At 64.6% G+C, this 14,932-nt stretch carries 13 protein-coding genes; 6 read left to right on the top strand and 7 right to left on the bottom strand.

The window, feature by feature from the left end; all coding sequences use genetic code 11:
• Positions 1-5: 5 nt before the first annotated feature.
• From gshB to rsmI, 3 genes are read right to left on the bottom strand one after another with little or no spacing between them, the layout of a single operon-like run.
• Positions 6-971: a glutathione synthase gene (gene gshB / locus C0V72_RS12655; protein WP_101794506.1), complete on the bottom strand. Its 966-nt coding sequence runs from the start codon at positions 969-971 to the stop codon at positions 6-8.
• A gap of 21 nt (positions 972-992) precedes the next feature.
• The gene (locus C0V72_RS12650) at positions 993-1,370 is read right to left on the bottom strand and encodes a YraN family protein (protein ID WP_101794505.1); all 378 of its coding nucleotides are present in this window, start codon (positions 1,368-1,370) and stop codon (positions 993-995) included.
• Positions 1,367-2,236 carry a 16S rRNA (cytidine(1402)-2'-O)-methyltransferase gene (gene rsmI, locus C0V72_RS12645; protein WP_233999937.1) on the bottom strand — a complete coding sequence of 290 codons (870 nt, stop codon included), beginning with the start codon at positions 2,234-2,236 and terminating at the stop codon, positions 1,367-1,369. The genes C0V72_RS12650 and rsmI overlap by 4 nt, the downstream gene beginning before the upstream one ends.
• A 95-nt stretch (positions 2,237-2,331) precedes the next feature.
• Here rsmI and C0V72_RS12640 point away from each other — a divergent pair, with 95 nt between their 5' ends.
• Both C0V72_RS12640 and parE read left to right on the top strand, forming a co-directional pair.
• Entirely contained in the window at positions 2,332-3,480 is a 1,149-nt protein-coding gene (locus tag C0V72_RS12640) for a penicillin-binding protein activator (RefSeq protein WP_101794504.1), read from the top strand.
• Between the two features lie 60 nt (positions 3,481-3,540).
• A complete protein-coding gene (parE, locus tag C0V72_RS12635) occupies positions 3,541-5,538 on the top strand; it encodes a DNA topoisomerase IV subunit B (protein ID WP_101794503.1) in 1,998 nt (665 codons plus the stop codon).
• A gap of 1 nt (position 5,539) precedes the next feature.
• Here the strand turns inward: parE and C0V72_RS12630 are convergent, their stop codons facing one another.
• Positions 5,540-6,772, bottom strand: a complete 1,233-nt coding sequence (locus tag C0V72_RS12630) for a glycosyltransferase family 87 protein (RefSeq protein ID WP_233999936.1) — start codon at positions 6,770-6,772, stop codon at positions 5,540-5,542.
• Between the two features lie 69 nt (positions 6,773-6,841).
• Between C0V72_RS12630 and C0V72_RS12625 the strand changes: the two genes are divergently transcribed.
• The gene (locus C0V72_RS12625; protein ID WP_101794502.1) at positions 6,842-8,173 is read left to right on the top strand and encodes a serine hydrolase; all 1,332 of its coding nucleotides are present in this window, start codon (positions 6,842-6,844) and stop codon (positions 8,171-8,173) included.
• A 179-nt stretch (positions 8,174-8,352) separates the two neighbouring features.
• Positions 8,353-9,207: an AAA family ATPase gene (locus C0V72_RS12620; protein WP_101794501.1), complete on the top strand. Its 855-nt coding sequence runs from the start codon at positions 8,353-8,355 to the stop codon at positions 9,205-9,207.
• 105 nt (positions 9,208-9,312) lie between these two features.
• Here C0V72_RS12620 and C0V72_RS12615 read toward each other — a convergent pair whose 3' ends face one another.
• The gene (locus tag C0V72_RS12615) at positions 9,313-10,713 is read right to left on the bottom strand and encodes a methyl-accepting chemotaxis protein (RefSeq protein ID WP_101794500.1); all 1,401 of its coding nucleotides are present in this window, start codon (positions 10,711-10,713) and stop codon (positions 9,313-9,315) included.
• Positions 10,714-10,844: 131 nt separating this feature from the next.
• On the opposite strand from C0V72_RS12615, the gene C0V72_RS12610 reads away from it, so the two are divergent.
• Positions 10,845-12,029, top strand: a complete 1,185-nt coding sequence (locus C0V72_RS12610; protein WP_101794499.1) for a vWA domain-containing protein — start codon at positions 10,845-10,847, stop codon at positions 12,027-12,029.
• A gap of 10 nt (positions 12,030-12,039) precedes the next feature.
• Here the strand turns inward: C0V72_RS12610 and C0V72_RS12605 are convergent, their stop codons facing one another.
• Together C0V72_RS12605 and C0V72_RS12600 are read right to left on the bottom strand one after the other, a co-directional pair.
• Positions 12,040-13,332: a spinster family MFS transporter gene (locus C0V72_RS12605; protein ID WP_101794498.1), complete on the bottom strand. Its 1,293-nt coding sequence runs from the start codon at positions 13,330-13,332 to the stop codon at positions 12,040-12,042.
• Between the two features lie 83 nt (positions 13,333-13,415).
• Positions 13,416-14,612 carry an exo-beta-N-acetylmuramidase NamZ family protein gene (locus tag C0V72_RS12600; protein ID WP_101794497.1) on the bottom strand — a complete coding sequence of 399 codons (1,197 nt, stop codon included), beginning with the start codon at positions 14,610-14,612 and terminating at the stop codon, positions 13,416-13,418.
• On the opposite strand from C0V72_RS12600, the gene C0V72_RS16640 reads away from it, so the two are divergent.
• Entirely contained in the window at positions 14,599-14,901 is a 303-nt protein-coding gene (locus tag C0V72_RS16640) for a tryptophan-rich sensory protein (RefSeq protein ID WP_233999935.1), read from the top strand. The two genes, C0V72_RS12600 and C0V72_RS16640, sit on opposite strands and share 14 nt — an antisense overlap.
• Positions 14,902-14,932 lie beyond the last annotated feature (31 nt).

Below are 14,932 nucleotides of genomic sequence, written 5' to 3'. Positions count from 1 at the left end.
ACGGATCAGGCGGCGCTGCGTTCGGCAAGGCGCCGTTCGATCGCATCCCAGATCATCCCCGCCGTATCAGTGTTGTTGAACCGGTCAATCGCCACGATGCCGGTGGGCGAGGTGACGTTGATTTCGGTCAGCCACTTACCACCGATGACATCGATGCCAACAAAGGTCAGGCCCAGACGTTTCAGATCCGGGCCAAGCGCCGCGCAAATCTCGGCCTCGCGCGCCGTCAGCTCGGTCGCCTGCGCGCTGCCGCCCATGGCGAGGTTGGAGCGAAACTCGCCCTCCCCCGGCACCCGGTTGATCGCGCCCGCCACCTCGCCATCGACCAGCACGATGCGCTTGTCGCCCTCAGCCACTTCGGGAAGGAAGGGCTGGACCATATGCGGTTCGGGCCAGGTCTGGTTGAACACCTCGAACAGCGCGGTCAGGTTCTCGCCGTTTGCGCCGATGCGGAAGATGGCCTTGCCGCCATTGCCGTGGATGGGCTTCACGACAATCGCACCGTGCCTGGCCATGAAGCGCCGCACTTCGTCCACCGAGCGTGTCACCAGCGTTGGCGGCATGAACCGGCGATAGTTCAGGACCATCACCTTTTCAGGGCTGTTGCGGACATTGGCCGGGTCGTTCACCACCAGCGTCTCGGCCCCGATGCGTTCCAGCATGTGCGTGGCGGTGATGTAACCCATGTGGAACGGCGGATCCTGCCGCATCAGCACGACATCGACATCCTTGCCCAGATCGAGCCTAACCTGTTCGCCGCGCGCGAAATGATCGCCCTCCACCCGCTGCACTGTCACCGGGTAGGCGTGGGCGAACAGCCGGTCATCCTCGTCCAGTGTCAGGCTTTCGACGTGGTATTCGTAGAGGGTATAACCCCGCGCCTGCGCGGCGAGCATCAGCGCAAAGGAGCTGTCGCCCGCGATCTTGATCTGGTCGATGGGGTCCATCTGGACAGCTACGCGCAAGGTCATTCATTCAACTCCAGGAGGCGATCAGCCAAGCGGCATCCACGCGTTTTCGATGTGGGTGGGCGGGCGTCCGGGTGCAAGCAGGATCACGTCGATGCGGATATCCTCGCCGTTTGTCGCATAGTCCTGCCACACGCCCTCCACCGCCGCTGCGACCCGTTTGAGCCGCCGCTCGTCGATGGCATCAGCAAGGCTGGCCGCCCGCGCGCGCCACTTGACCTCGACGAAGGCGACGAGGCCGGTGCGGCGGACGATCAGGTCGATCTCGCCCGCCTTGGTCTTGACCCTTTCGGCGACCACCTGCCACCCTTGCTGGACAAGGAACATCGCCGCTTGCGCTTCGCCCTCGCGTCCGCGGCTGTCGGCATCGCGGCGCTGTTCAGGGGTGCGGGATGCGCTCATTCGTCCTTCAGCTCCAGCGCGCGGGCATACAGCGCGGCGCGGTCGATCCCGGTTGCCTTGGCCACAATACCGGCGGCCTTGCCCGGCCCGGCCGCAGCCAGCGCCGCGCGCAGCATCGCGTCGGCATCCAGCACCGGCGCTTCATCGGCGCCCGGCGGTCCGATCAGCAGCACGATTTCGCCCTTGGGCGGATGCGCGGCGTAATGCGCCGCAAGGCTGGCCGCCGTGCCGCTGCGGCATTCTTCATAAAGCTTGGTCAGCTCGCGCGCGACCGCCACTTCGCGGGTCGGCCACAGCTCGGCGATGGCAAGCAAAGCGCGGGTCAGCCGCGGCGCGGTTTCGTAAAACACCAACGTCGCTGCAACATCGGCGAGCCGGGCAAGCGCTTCGCTGCGCGCCTTGTCCTTGACCGGCAAGAAGCCTGCAAACAGGAACCGGTCGCTCGGCAAGCCTGCCATGGCGAGCGCTGACACAGCAGCGCAGGCACCCGGAACGCTCGTCACCGTAACGCCTGCCGCCCGCGCCTCGCGCACGAGGCGATAACCGGGGTCCGAAATCAGCGGCGTGCCCGCATCGCTTACCAGCGCAACCGGCATGCGCCTCGCTTCGTCGATGATCCGGGCGCGCATGTCGGGCGGCGCGTGATCGTCCAATCGCTGGAGCCGCGCCTTGATCCCGTAATGTTTCAACAACTTGCCGGTCACGCGCGTATCCTCGCACGCTATCATTGCCGCCCCTTGCAGCACCGCCAGCGCGCGCAAGGTAATATCGCCAAGATTGCCAATCGGGGTCGCGACGATATACAGCCCGGGCTCGGGAATGTTTGCGGGAAGAGATGGCTGCTCCATGGTCATCATCAGGTCCATGGAGCACGACTGAGGGGTCGGCAAGAATGAAGCTTTGGAACAGATTGAATTGGGCCGGGGATTGGACTGCCCGGCTCCGGCTTGCTGCACAGCGCATGACGCGGCGCCATTGTGTGCTGGCAGGGGCTGCGCTGCTGGCTGCCGGCTGTCAGGTGGTTCCCAAAGCCGATGTCGGCACGGCGTCTGCCCCGGTGCCCGCGCCCGAACCGTCTGCGACCGCGCTACCGACCGATACCGGCCGCCACCGCATCGCGCTGCTGGTGCCGCTGGCGGGCGATACCGCCGCTGTGGGGCAGGCGATTGCCAATGCCACCACGATGGCGCTGCTGGATACCGGCGCGGATAATCTGCGCATCACCACCTATGACACCTCCGCCGGAGTGGCGACGGCAGCCCGCACCGCGATTGCCGATGGCAACAAGCTGATCCTCGGCCCGCTGACGGCCGATGGCGTCCCGGCAGTGCAAGCAGCCGCGCGCCCTGCCGGTGTGCCGGTCATTGCCTTTGCCAATGATCCGGCTGTCGCCAGCCCGGACGTGTTCGTGATCGGGCACTTGCCGGAACAATCGATCCGGCGCGCTGTGCAAGCCGCACGTGCGCGCGGCGCGACGCGGTTTGCCGCGCTGGTGCCCGAAGGCGATTACGGCACCCGCGCGCTTTCCGCGCTGGACAATGCCCTGCGCGATTACGGCGGCGCACTGGCCGCACAGCAAAGCTATGCGCGCGGCAACACCTCGATTGTGAGTGCGGCCGGCCGCCTGCGGACCGCCGGCGGTTACGACACCGTCCTGATCGCCGATAGCGCGCGGCTGAGCATTGATGCCGCAGGCGCCTTGCAGCGCGGTGCGCGCACCCGCGCCCGGATTCTCGGGACGGAACTGTGGAGCGGAGATGCCGCCCTCGCCCGCGCTCCGGCGATGGAGGGCGCGCTGTTCGCGGCTGTTTCGGACCAGCGCTATGGCCGCTTTGCCGAAAGCTACGCGGCCCGCTTTGGCGCGCAACCTTACCGTGCGGCGACCTTGGGATATGATGCGGTGCTGCTGACCTTGCGGGTCGCGCGCGATTGGAAAGTGGGCGCGCCCTTCCCCAAGAACGAGCTGTACGACAAGGGCGGTTTCCTTGGCGTGGACGGCGCTTTCCGCTTTGCCCGCAATGGCGTGGTGGAACGCGCGCTGGAAGTGCGCGAAGTCAAAGGTGGTGAGGTGGTCGCGGTTGATCCCGCCCCGACCGGCTTTGGCAAGTGAGTGCGTAAAACCACAGGGGGTGGCTTGTGAGGGCGCGGGCTGAGGGCCTATACCCGTTGCATGTCCACCACCCCTGACGATCTCTTCGCCAACACCCCCACCTCCAGCGGCGATTACAACGCGAGCGCCATCGAGGTGCTGGAAGGGCTGGAGCCGGTGCGCCGCCGCCCCGGCATGTATATTGGCGGGACGGACGACCGCGCGTTCCACCACCTTGCCGCCGAAGTGCTCGACAATTCGATGGACGAAGCCGTGGCGGGCCATGCGACACGGATCGAAGTGCGTCTGGACGAGGGCAACCGGATCACCATCGCCGATAACGGGCGCGGGATGCCGGTGGATGAACACCCCAAGTTTCCGGGTAAGTCGACGTTGGAGGTGATCCTCTCTACGCTGCATTCGGGCGGCAAGTTTTCGGGCAAGGCCTATGCCACCAGCGGCGGCCTGCACGGGGTCGGCATCAGTGTGGTCAATGCCCTGTCGGTGCACACGCGGGTCGAGGTCGCGCGCGACAAGCAGCTTTATGCGCAGGAGTTTTCGCGCGGGATCACGCAAGGCCCGTTGCAGATCCTGGGTGCGGCTCCCAACCGGCGCGGCACCACGGTCAGCTTCGTGCCGGACGAGGAAATCTTCGGCGACCGCAAGTTCAACCCCAAGCGGTTGTTCAAACTGGCGCGCTCGAAGGCGTACCTGTTTGCCGGTGTCGAAATCCGCTGGAAATGCGCGCCCTCGCTGGCGAGCGAGGATGTGCCCGCCGAAGCGACCTTCAAGTTCCCCGGCGGCCTTGCCGATCACCTCGCCGAACAGATCGGCACGCGCGAATGCGTGACAGCGCAAGCCTTTACCGGCACGCAGGAGTTTCCGGTGGTCGATGGCCTTGGCCAAGGGAGGGCTGAATGGGCGATTGCCTGGCCGCTTTATTCGGACGGGTCGACCTCATGGTACTGCAACACGGTGCCGACCCCCGATGGCGGCACCCACGAACAGGGGTTGCGCACCGCGCTGACGCGGGGGCTGAGAGCGTTCGGCGAGCTGGTCGGCGCGAAGAAGGCGAAAGACATCACCGCCGATGACGTCATGACCGGCGCGGAAGTGATGCTCAGCGTCTTCATCCGCGATCCGCAGTTCCAGTCGCAGACGAAGGACCGCCTGACCTCGCCCGAGGCCGCGCGTCTGGTCGAGAACGCGGTGCGCGACCATTTCGACCACTTCCTCACCGACAATATGGAGCGCGGCAAAGCGCTGCTGGGCGAAGTGATGGAGCGCATGGATGAACGGCTCAAGCGCAAGCAGGAACGCGAGATCAAGCGCAAGACCGCGACCAACGCCAAAAAGCTGCGCCTGCCGGGCAAGCTCACCGATTGCTCGGGCGAAGGCGGGCGCGAGACAGAGCTGTTCATCGTCGAAGGGGATTCGGCGGGCGGCAGTGCCAAGCAGGCGCGGGATCGCAAAAGCCAGGCGATCCTGCCGATCCGCGGCAAGATCCTCAACGTCGCATCCGCCACCGCCGACAAGATTCGCGCCAACAGCGAAATCGCCGACCTCGCGCTCGCAATGGGCTGCGGCACCCGCAAGGACTGCAACGCCGATAATCTGCGCTACGACCGCATCATCATCATGACCGACGCGGACGTCGACGGCGCGCATATCGCCACGCTGCTCATGACCTTCTTCTTTCAGGAAATGCCCGACATCGTCCGGCGCGGTCACCTGTTCCTCGCCCAGCCTCCGCTCTACCGGCTCACAGCGGGCAAGGAGAGCCGCTATGCCCGTGATGACGCGCACCGGGCAGAGCTGGAGGCGACCGTGTTCAAAAACAAGAAGGTCGAAGTCAGCCGCTTCAAGGGCCTTGGCGAAATGAACCCGCAGCAATTGCGCGAAACCACGATGGCGCCTGAAACGCGCGGGTTGATCCGCATCACGCTGCCGCAGGAGTTTGAGGACCGGGCCGGGGTCGCGCGGCTGGTTGACGAGTTGATGGGCCGCAACCCCGAACACCGCTTCAACTTCATCCAGAACCGCGCGGGCGAGATCGACCGGGATCTGATCGACGCGTGATCTAAGCCGCCGCTCCCTCCGCCCGCACCCGCCGCCGCACCACCACGAACAGCGCGATCAGCAGCAGCGGCATGATCGGCACCGGGATGGTTGTCGCCAGCGGCCGGGCAAAAGCCGCGCCTGCAAACACGCCGAGGATCGTGATCCGCTCCCAATCATCGAAACCTTCGGCCCGCCCGCGCGCGAACAGATAGGCGAGCGGGAAGGCGGTGAGCACCATATCGTAATCGAGCACAAAGGGCGTCGCCAGCGGCGCGCCGGCCAGCACCAGCGCGGCCAGACCCGGCGAGATAGGTCGCCGCCAGCTTGCCTGCGCCACCAGCGCCGCCAGCGTCAGCGTCACGGCCGCCTGCACCGCCATCGCCGCAGCGCTCGGCACCCCGGCAAGGCGCAAGCCGGCAAACACGCTCACCATCTTGCCAAAGCCGATCGTGCCGCTGTCCGCCGCGCTGCTGGCGGCCTGCGTGATCGCCAGCCAATCCGCCCACACCTGCGGCCCAAAGGCAAGCGCGGCCAGCCCTGCCAGCGCCAGCGCCGCCGCACCGGCCGCGATAATGACGCGCCATTGCCCGCTTGCCAGCAACGCCACCGGAACCAGCAGGCCAAACTGCGGCTTGATCGTCGCCAGCCCGATCAGCACGCCCGCCAGCCACGGTCGGCGCGCCGTCAGCAGCAACCCGCCGCCCAGCAGAGCAGCGACCAGAAACGCGGTCTGGCCGTGCGTCAGTGTCACGATCACCGGCGGGAAGGCAGCCATCAGCACCAGTTCCGGCCCCTTGAGGCCCAGCGCGGCAAACCACGCCCGCACCGCCGCCAGCCAAGCCGCCCCGGTCAGCACCAGCCATGCCGCCAACGCCGGGAAATAGGGCAGAAAGCCGAGCGGCCAGACGAAAGGCAGAAAGTTGGGCGGATAGAAGAACGCGGTATACTCACCCGGCAGCGTATAGAATTCGCGCTGGGCTGCGACATGCGCCAGCGTATCATAGACATTCGCGCCCGCCACCAGCATCCGCCCGGATGTCCAGAAGCTGATGAAATCGGTGCCGATCAAAAAGCCGTTGCGATCGATGCCGTCCTTGGCCGTCAGCACCAGAATGGCGATCGTCGCCAGATTGACCAGCGCCAGCACCAGCACGTAGCCGCGCGCCCGGCTTTCCCCGAGCCATTGCGCTGTGCGAAGGACATCCCACCCCATGGCGCTCTCCTGCCGTGCGGCCGCGCTCATGTCCATCATCGGGCATGGCTGGCATGTGGGGAAAATCCGTGCAAACACCGCCGCAAGGCGCTGCGAGAGAGAGGCCGAATGCATTATACCCCGCCCCTTGCCCATGTCTGCGCTGCCGTTGTCGCGCTGGCGCTGCCCGCCGTGCCGCTGGCCGCGCAGACCGAGCCAAGCCCGCCGCTGGCCGACGCTGCCCAGCCCCCCGCGATTGCGGCCCGCGCCGATCAGGTCATTGCGCTGCTGAATGGCACAATCGAACCTGCCGACCTTTTCACCGATGGTTTTCGGGCCGCGATTGCAGACACCCAGATCAAAGGGCTGAGCGCCAGCCTGACAGCCCAGTTCGGCCCCGCACTCACCGCTACGTTGGCAGCCCCGCGCAGCGATACGCGCGCGGCGCTCGAAATCCGGTTTGAACGCGGGCTGGCCAAGGGCGGGATCGCGATTGATCCGGCGCAGCAAAACCGGGTGAGCGAATTGCTGTTCACCAGCGTGGATTCGCTCGCGGTGCCAGACGATACGCCGCAAAAAATCGCTGCAGACCTCAACGCCCTGCCGGGCAATGTGAACGCCTTGTTTGTGCCCTTGGAAGGCGGCGCGCCGGTTATCAGCATCAATGCCGACAGGCCGCTGGCGCTGGGATCAGCCATCAAGCTTTATGTGCTGGCGGCGCTGGGTGAGGATATCGCCTTGGGCAAGCGGCAATGGCACGATCATGTGCCGCTCACGGCAAGAAGCTTCCCCAGCGGGCAGTTGCAGGACTGGCCGCAAGGCGCGCCGCTGACGCTGCACACGCTGGCCAGCCTGATGATCGCAATCAGCGATAACACCGCGACCGATCAGTTGATCGCGGTTCTGGGCAAAGACCGCATCATCAAGCTGATGCGCGACAGCGGCCACGCCAATCCCAAGGCCAACATCCCGCTGCTGACCACGCGCGAACTGTTCATGATGAAGGCCAGCGGTGAGGCCCGCATTGCCGCCTATCGCAGCAGCGATGCGGCGGCCCGGGCCGGCATTCTGGCAGAGGTTGGTCAGGCGGATATGACCCGCGATCAGATCAATGCCGCCTTTGGCAAAGGGCCACAGGCGATTGATATTGAATGGTTTGCGGCCCCTTCCGACCTTGCGCGCCTGCTCGGCCACATGCGGCGCGCCTGCGATCCGGCCGTGTTCGCCATCATGGCGATCAATCCCTCGGCGACGCCGGCCATCCGTGCCCGCTGGGATTATGTCGGTTACAAGGGCGGGTCGGAACCCGGCGTGCTGAACCTGACCTGGTTGCTGCGCGACAAGGCGGGCGCGTGGCATATGCTGACGCTTGGCTGGAACAACCCTGCCGCAGTGATCGATCAGGGAAAGTTGGAGGCGATTGCGCAGCGTATTTTGATGCTGGCGAGCACGGCCCGCTGAAGGAAGCGGAAGGGGGCTGGCTTGCCGCGCTATCCGCCGGGCGAGAGGTCGCCGGGCATGGCCCCTGCCCTTGTGAGGACGGACGGCGTTTGCATCAAATTGCCAGCACCGCGCCTCTTGCGCGGGGCGGCGCCGCCCCTTATCGCTGGCGGCCGAAATTCAGTCTCACAGGAAAACCCATGACCGAACAGCGTTTCGAAGGCACCAAGTCCTATATCGCGACCGAAGACTTGAAGGTCGCGGTCAATGCCGCCGTCATGCTGCGCCGTCCGCTGCTGGTGAAGGGTGAGCCGGGGACCGGCAAGACCGTGCTGGCGCATGAAATCTCCAAGGCTCTGGGCGCGCCGCTGATCGAATGGAACGTCAAGTCCACCACCAAGGCCCAGCAGGGCCTGTATGAATATGACGCCGTCGCCCGCCTGCGCGATGGCCAGCTGGGCGAAGAGCGCGTCCACGACATCCGCAACTACATCAAGAAGGGCAAGCTGTGGGAGGCCTTCACCGCGCCGCAGCTCCCCGTGCTGCTGATCGACGAGATCGACAAGGCCGATATCGAGTTCCCGAACGACCTATTGCATGAACTCGACCGCATGAGCTTCGACGTTTACGAAACGCAGGAGCGGATCGAGGCCAAGGAACGCCCGATCGTTGTCATCACCTCGAACAACGAGAAGGAACTGCCCGACGCCTTCCTGCGTCGCTGTTTCTTCCACTACATCAAGTTCCCTGACCGCGAGACGATGCAGGACATCATCGATGTTCACTTCCCCGGCATCCAGAAGGTGCTGGTGAAGAAGGCGATGGATATCTTCTACGACCTGCGCGAAGTGCCGGGCTTGAAGAAGAAGCCCTCGACCAGCGAGTTGCTCGACTGGCTCAAGCTGCTGCTGAACGAGGATATGCCGCTGGAGGTGCTGCAAAACAGCAATCCGGCCAGCGCGATCCCGCCGCTGCACGGCGCGCTGTTGAAGAACGAACAGGACATCATGCTGTTCGAACGCCTTGCCTTCATGGCGCGGCGCAATCCGTCCTAGGCGGCTCTGGGCGGGGTGCCGGAAAGCGCCCTCGCCCGGTTTTTTGTGCCTTCCGCTGCGTCCAGCCCAATGTTTCACGTGAAACATTTGGGGAACAAACGGGCGTCAATCGAAGGAATAGGCGAGCTCGAAATCGCCCCAGCGCCGCCCGCCGATCACCAGCGGGACATAGACGTTGCGCACCACCACATAGGAATTGCCGTCGCCTTCCTGACGATAGACCGCCATCATGTAAGGCGCAGCCGATGTCTTGGCTTTGCGGTCAATCGCCTCCAGCATGATCCGCCCGTTGCGGCAGAACTGCGTGTCATGCGCGACATCGCCGGTCGGAGTGCGCGATCGTTCCGTCAGGTGGGTGGGAAGAAAGCCGTTCATGTCGGTGCAGGCCGCCGCCAGCACGCGCGGATCGCTGGCCTTGGCCCGGTCCAGGAACGGGCGCCATTCCGCGTGCGCCCAATCGGTCAGCCGCGTGCGGAACAGCGGCGGATTGGTGCCGGGGATGGGCTGGTAATCGGTATCGAACAGCGCCGTCATGGTGATGGCACCCTTGGCCAAAGCCGCGTCGGTATGCTGGACCAGCGCCTGCACCATCGTCTGCGCCTGAGCAACCATGGCGCTGTCTTCAGGGCTGAGCCCGGCATGGACGATCCGGTCGAACATCTCGCTGGCGGTGATTTCCAGCTCCTCCATCTTGCGATGGGCACCGTGCAGCTGGTCTTCATTGGTGCGCGCTGCGGTATCGAATCCGGTCAAGACGCGCTGAACCTTGTCGACATGGCTGCTGATCGTGCCAGTGGAACGGGCAATCACATCGTTCTGCTTGTCGACCTCTTCCACCAGCGACCCGACGTTGGCGATCGTGCTTTCGATCCGCGCGACTGATGTGCGCGCGTCGTCGCTGGCCTTCGATCCGGCTTCGATCCGTCCGATCATCACCTCGGCCTCGCCGCCGAGCGCGTCGATGGTGGCGGCGATTTCCTCGGTGGCCTTGCGGGTGTCGCTGGCAAGGCTCTTCACCTCGGCGGCCACCACCGCGAAGGTGCGGCCCGCATCGCCCGCCCGCATCGCTTCGATGGTGGCATTGAGCGCGAGGATATTGGTCGTCTCGGCAATATCGTCGATATCCTGCGCGCTGCGGCGCACCTGCTCCATTGCGGCCGAAAAGCTGGTGACGTGCTGGCCCAGGGTATCGACCAGTTCGATCAGCCCGGCAATCTGGCCGAGCGAGGACTGGATCAGCGCCGTGCCTTCGGACAGGCGCTCAATCGCGCGTTCGGACAGCAGGCGGGCCTCGTCGCTGGCCTGGGCAACCTTGTTCTGATCCGCCTCCAATGCGCGAACGGTTTCGGCCAGGGCCTCGTGCTCGGACCGCAGGGTTTTGGACGATGCAATCACCGCTTCGACCACGCCGGCCACATCGGTGCAGCCCACCGTCACCGCCCCGCAGCTTTCCGGGATCATCGCCAAAGCCTGCGCGTTGGCGGTGTCGATGGCGATCTGGTGCATGTGCGGCGCGGCCCCTGTTGATTGTGCCCAGAGCCTAGCCGCAGGATGGTAAGCGAAGCGTTAAGGTGGCGGCGGCCGGCCTGCCAAGAATGAGGCTGGTCAGGCCCCGGCCTGCGGGTTAATCAGTTCCCATGTTCTTCAATTTCATCGACGAGCTTCGCAGCGCCGGCATCGGCGCCTCTTTCAAAGAGCACCTCACCTTGCTTGAGGCGCTCGACAAGGACGTGATCGATCAGACGCCCGAGGCGTTCTATTACCTCTCCCGCGCCACCTTTGTGAAAGACGAAGGCCTGCTCGACCGGTTCGATCAGGTGTTCCACAAGGTGTTCAAGGGGATCATGACCGATTACGGCCAGAACCCGGTCGACATCCCCGAAGACTGGCTGAAGGCGGTGGCCGAGAAGTTCCTGACCCCTGAGGAGATGGAAGCGATCAAGTCGCTCGGCGATTGGGACGAGATCATGGAGACGCTCAAGAAGCGGCTCGAAGAACAGGAAAAGCGCCACCAGGGCGGCAACAAGTGGGTTGGCACCGGCGGCACCAGCCCCTTCGGCAATTCAGGCTATAACCCCGAAGGCGTGCGGATCGGGGGCGAGGCGCGCCACGGCAAGGCGATCAAGGTCTGGGAAAAGCGCGAGTTCAAAAACCTCGACAACACCAAGGAACTGGGCACCCGCAACATCAAGATGGCGCTGCGCCGTTTGCGCCGCTTCGCCCGCGAAGGGGCGCAGGACCAGCTGGATATCGACGCCACGATTGCAGGCACGGCCAAGCAGGGCTGGCTCGACATCCACATGCGCGCCGAGCGCCGCAATGCGGTGAAGCTGCTGCTGTTCCTCGATGTCGGCGGATCGATGGATCCCTTCATCAAGCTGGTCGAGGAGCTGTTCAGCGCCGCCACGTCAGAATTCAAGAACATGGAGTTCTTCTACTTCCACAACTGCCTCTATGAAGGCGTGTGGAAGGACAACAAGCGCCGCTGGCAGGAACGCACCAAGACGTGGGACGTGCTCCATAAATACGGACACGATTACAAGATCGTTTTCGTCGGCGATGCGGCGATGAGCCCCTACGAGGTCACGCACCCGGGCGGCAGCGTCGAGCACATGAATGAGGAAGCAGGCGCGGTGTGGCTCAAGCGCGTGACCGACACCTATCCCGCGACCGTGTGGCTCAACCCGGTGCCGGAAAAGCAGTGGAACTATTCGCAGTCGACCAAGATGATCAAGCAGCTGGTCGGCGACCGGATGTATCCGCTGACGCTCGAAGGGCTGGATGATGCGATGCGGGAGCTAAGCCGCAAGCACGGGGCGTAAGGGGCGCCCCTCACCCCTTCTGGTCCAGCTCGCGATCAAGGTGCAGGCTGCACCGCCAGAAGAAGAAGGCGGGCACCAGTCCCAGCACTGCTGCGCCGTAGAGCACATAGCGTACCGAATCCGCGCCGTAGGTCGGTTGCAGCCAGTCTGACAGCATCCCGAAGAACAAGGGCCCAAGGCCCAGTCCGATCAGGTTCTGGAAGAACAACAGCGCCGCCGCCGCAATGGCCCGCGCCCGCACCGGAACCAGCCCCTGCGCCGCAGAATAGGTCGGGCCGTAATAGAGCGAGTTGAACACCGTCGGCACGAACAGCAACACCAGTGCCAGCGGCCAGCTTGGCGCATGATAGGCGGCAATCGCGAGCGGCACTGCGACCGCCATGCCGATCGCCGGCGCCGTCAGGACATGGCGGCGGCTTTTCGCCCCGAAGCGGTCGGCCAGATATCCGCCAAGCCAGGTGCCCAGCATCCCGCCCACGCCTGACAGCAACCCGAACCACAGGCCCGTCTGCCCCGCCGTGAGATCATGGGTGCGCTGGAAGAAGATCGTGGTCCAGGTGGTCTTGCCATAGGCAAGAAATGCCGCAGCGGACCCCGCGCACAGCAGCAGCAGATAGGCGCGCGACCGCATGACCTCGCTCACGGCCTGACCAATCGGCAGCGCGGCGGGCTGGTTTTGCGCGCGCAGCACCGCCGCGGCGTCAGCCCGCCGAGGGTCTTTGAGGACGAACCACACCACCAGCGCCAGAGCAACGCCGGGAAGCCCCACCACCACAAAGGCTTCCCGCCACCCCAGCCTGTCGGCCAGCGTCCCGCCGATGATCATGCCCAGCAGCGTGCCGATTGGAATGCCGAGCGAATAGAACGCCAGCGCCGATGCGCGCTTTTGGGGCGGGACCATGTCACTGATGAGCGAATGCGCCGGCGGCGTACATCCCGCCTCCCCCACGCCCACACCAATGCGCGCCAGCAGTAGCTGCCAGAAGTTCTGCGCCAATCCGCACAGCGCCGTCATCCCCGACCACAGCGCCAATGCCACCGCGATCAGCTTCGGTCGGCTCGTCGTCTGCCGGTCGGCAAGCCGGGCGATCGGAATGCCAAGCACCGTGTAGAACAGCGCGAATGCAAGCCCGGTCATCAGCCCGATCTGCGTATCAGACAGGCCCAGATCACGGGCAATCGGCTCGGCCAGGATGTTGACGATCTGGCGGTCGATGAAATTGAAGACATAGACCGTCAGCAAGACCCACAAGGTCAGCCTGACCGATTGCGCACCGGCATCGCGCGCTGCGACAGTTGCCATTTGATTTCTCTCCCATCGGTAGCGATTGCTTCGCTATCCCAATTTCCTTGCGTCCGGCCGCGCTGGTGCCGTCATGACGTCACTCAGTAAAGCAGGTGCGGACGCACTGCGGCAACCCATGCCGCTTCGTCATGTGACGTCACGGCGTCAAGATCATGCGGCGTCGCGGCCGGATCGTCGACCCATTGGCGCAAGGATGGCCCGCCGTTGATGACGTCAATCGCAAGCCGGCTCAGCTCGTACTCATAAGGAAAATCGCGCCACAGCGGATAATCGGGATAAAGCAACCGGATCGCCTTGAAGGCCAGCGCCTGAAGCCGCCAGGGCCTGAAGGCGGAATGATTGTAGAACCCACCTTCTGCATGGACCATCAATGCGTTGCAAAGCAAACCTGCGTGCTTGTGGAAGGTCGGTTCGAACCAGCACTCGCGGATGGCGCAACCCTCCAGCCAGTCAGGCGCGAGCTTGCGCATCACCTTCAACACCCCGCCCGCGTCGATATCCGGCGCACCGAACAACACCTCCAGAGGCCGGGTCGTGCCCCGCCCTTCGGACAGCGTCGTGCCTTCAAGCATCACGGTGCCAGCATAGCAGCGCGCCATGTTGACGTTGGCGGCATTGGGTGAAGGATTGATCCACAGGCGTGTCGTCGGCCAGCCGTGGCCCTCATCTTCGGGACGCCAGTCCTCCATCGCCACCACCTTGTACGCGACGTCGAGACCGAAATGGTCGATGAACCAGTGGCCCATCTCGCCCATGGTGAGGCCGTGGCGCATCGGCATCGGGGCGGCGCCGACAAAGCTTTCCTGCCCCGGCACCAGCAGCGTGCCTTCAACCGGACGCCCGGCGGGATTGGGCCGGTCCAGCACCCAAACCTCCTTGCCCGCTTTGGCCGCTTCTTCCAGCAAATACAGCAATGTGGTGACGAAGGTGTAGATCCGGCAGCCCAGATCCTGAAGGTCGAACAGGAACACATCGGCGCTCGCCATCATCTGGCCGGTCGGGCGGCGCACTTCGCCATAGAGCGAAAAAACCGGAATGCCATAGCGCGGGTCCATCTCGTCCGCGGTCTCGACCATGTTGTCCTGCTTGTCTCCTTTGAGCCCATGCTGCGGGCCAAAGGCGCTGTTCACAGGCACGCCGGCCGCGATCAGCGCGTCAAGGCTGTGGGTCAGGTCTGCCGTCACGCTGGCCGGGTGCGCCACCAGCGCCACACGGCGACCCTTGAGTTGGCCGAGGAGTTCGGGGTCGGCCAGCAGCCGATCAATGCCTGTCTTCATGGGCGCTTGGGTGGAACAGCCCAGACGCAAAGGCAATGGTATTTGCGCCGCTTATGCCTATATGAACGCCATGGACTGGACCCCCGCCCTTATCGCCGCTGCTTGGGCTATCATTCTTGGCGGCGCTGGCGGCGTGCTGACCGACATTGGCCCGTGGTATCGTGATCTCAAAAAGCCCAGCTGGCAGCCGCCGGATTGGCTTTTCGGCCCGGCGTGGACGCTGATGTCAATGGACACCCAGTGTTACGAGCTAAGGCGACACCCAGTGTTACGAGGTGTCTCGTTGTGACCGTGCGATGATTTCAGGGGCGGGGAGCATG

This window comes from Porphyrobacter sp. TH134 (genome assembly GCF_002855495.1).
Lineage (GTDB): Bacteria > Pseudomonadota > Alphaproteobacteria > Sphingomonadales > Sphingomonadaceae > Erythrobacter.
Note: the sequence above shows the minus strand (reverse complement) of the source record. Positions and strands in the feature narration are given on the sequence as shown.

Excerpts from the sequence above, each read along its gene's own strand:
- C0V72_RS16640 (WP_233999935.1), top strand. The coding sequence starts at position 14,599 with ATGCCTGTCTTCATGGGCGCTTGGGTGGAACAGCCCAGACGCAAAGGC.
- gshB (WP_101794506.1), bottom strand. The coding sequence starts at position 971 with ATGACCTTGCGCGTAGCTGTCCAGATGGACCCCATCGACCAGATCAAG.
- C0V72_RS12625 (WP_101794502.1), top strand. The coding sequence starts at position 6,842 with ATGCATTATACCCCGCCCCTTGCCCATGTCTGCGCTGCCGTTGTCGCG.
- C0V72_RS12630 (WP_233999936.1), bottom strand. The coding sequence starts at position 6,772 with ATGATGGACATGAGCGCGGCCGCACGGCAGGAGAGCGCCATGGGGTGG.
- C0V72_RS12600 (WP_101794497.1), bottom strand. The coding sequence starts at position 14,612 with ATGAAGACAGGCATTGATCGGCTGCTGGCCGACCCCGAACTCCTCGGC.
- C0V72_RS12640 (WP_101794504.1), top strand. The coding sequence starts at position 2,332 with ATGACGCGGCGCCATTGTGTGCTGGCAGGGGCTGCGCTGCTGGCTGCC.
- C0V72_RS12650 (WP_101794505.1), bottom strand. The coding sequence starts at position 1,370 with ATGAGCGCATCCCGCACCCCTGAACAGCGCCGCGATGCCGACAGCCGC.
- rsmI (WP_233999937.1), bottom strand. The coding sequence starts at position 2,236 with ATGGACCTGATGATGACCATGGAGCAGCCATCTCTTCCCGCAAACATT.
- parE (WP_101794503.1), top strand. The coding sequence starts at position 3,541 with ATGTCCACCACCCCTGACGATCTCTTCGCCAACACCCCCACCTCCAGC.
- C0V72_RS12615 (WP_101794500.1), bottom strand. The coding sequence starts at position 10,713 with ATGCACCAGATCGCCATCGACACCGCCAACGCGCAGGCTTTGGCGATG.
- C0V72_RS12610 (WP_101794499.1), top strand. The coding sequence starts at position 10,845 with ATGTTCTTCAATTTCATCGACGAGCTTCGCAGCGCCGGCATCGGCGCC.
- C0V72_RS12620 (WP_101794501.1), top strand. The coding sequence starts at position 8,353 with ATGACCGAACAGCGTTTCGAAGGCACCAAGTCCTATATCGCGACCGAA.
- C0V72_RS12605 (WP_101794498.1), bottom strand. The coding sequence starts at position 13,332 with ATGGCAACTGTCGCAGCGCGCGATGCCGGTGCGCAATCGGTCAGGCTG.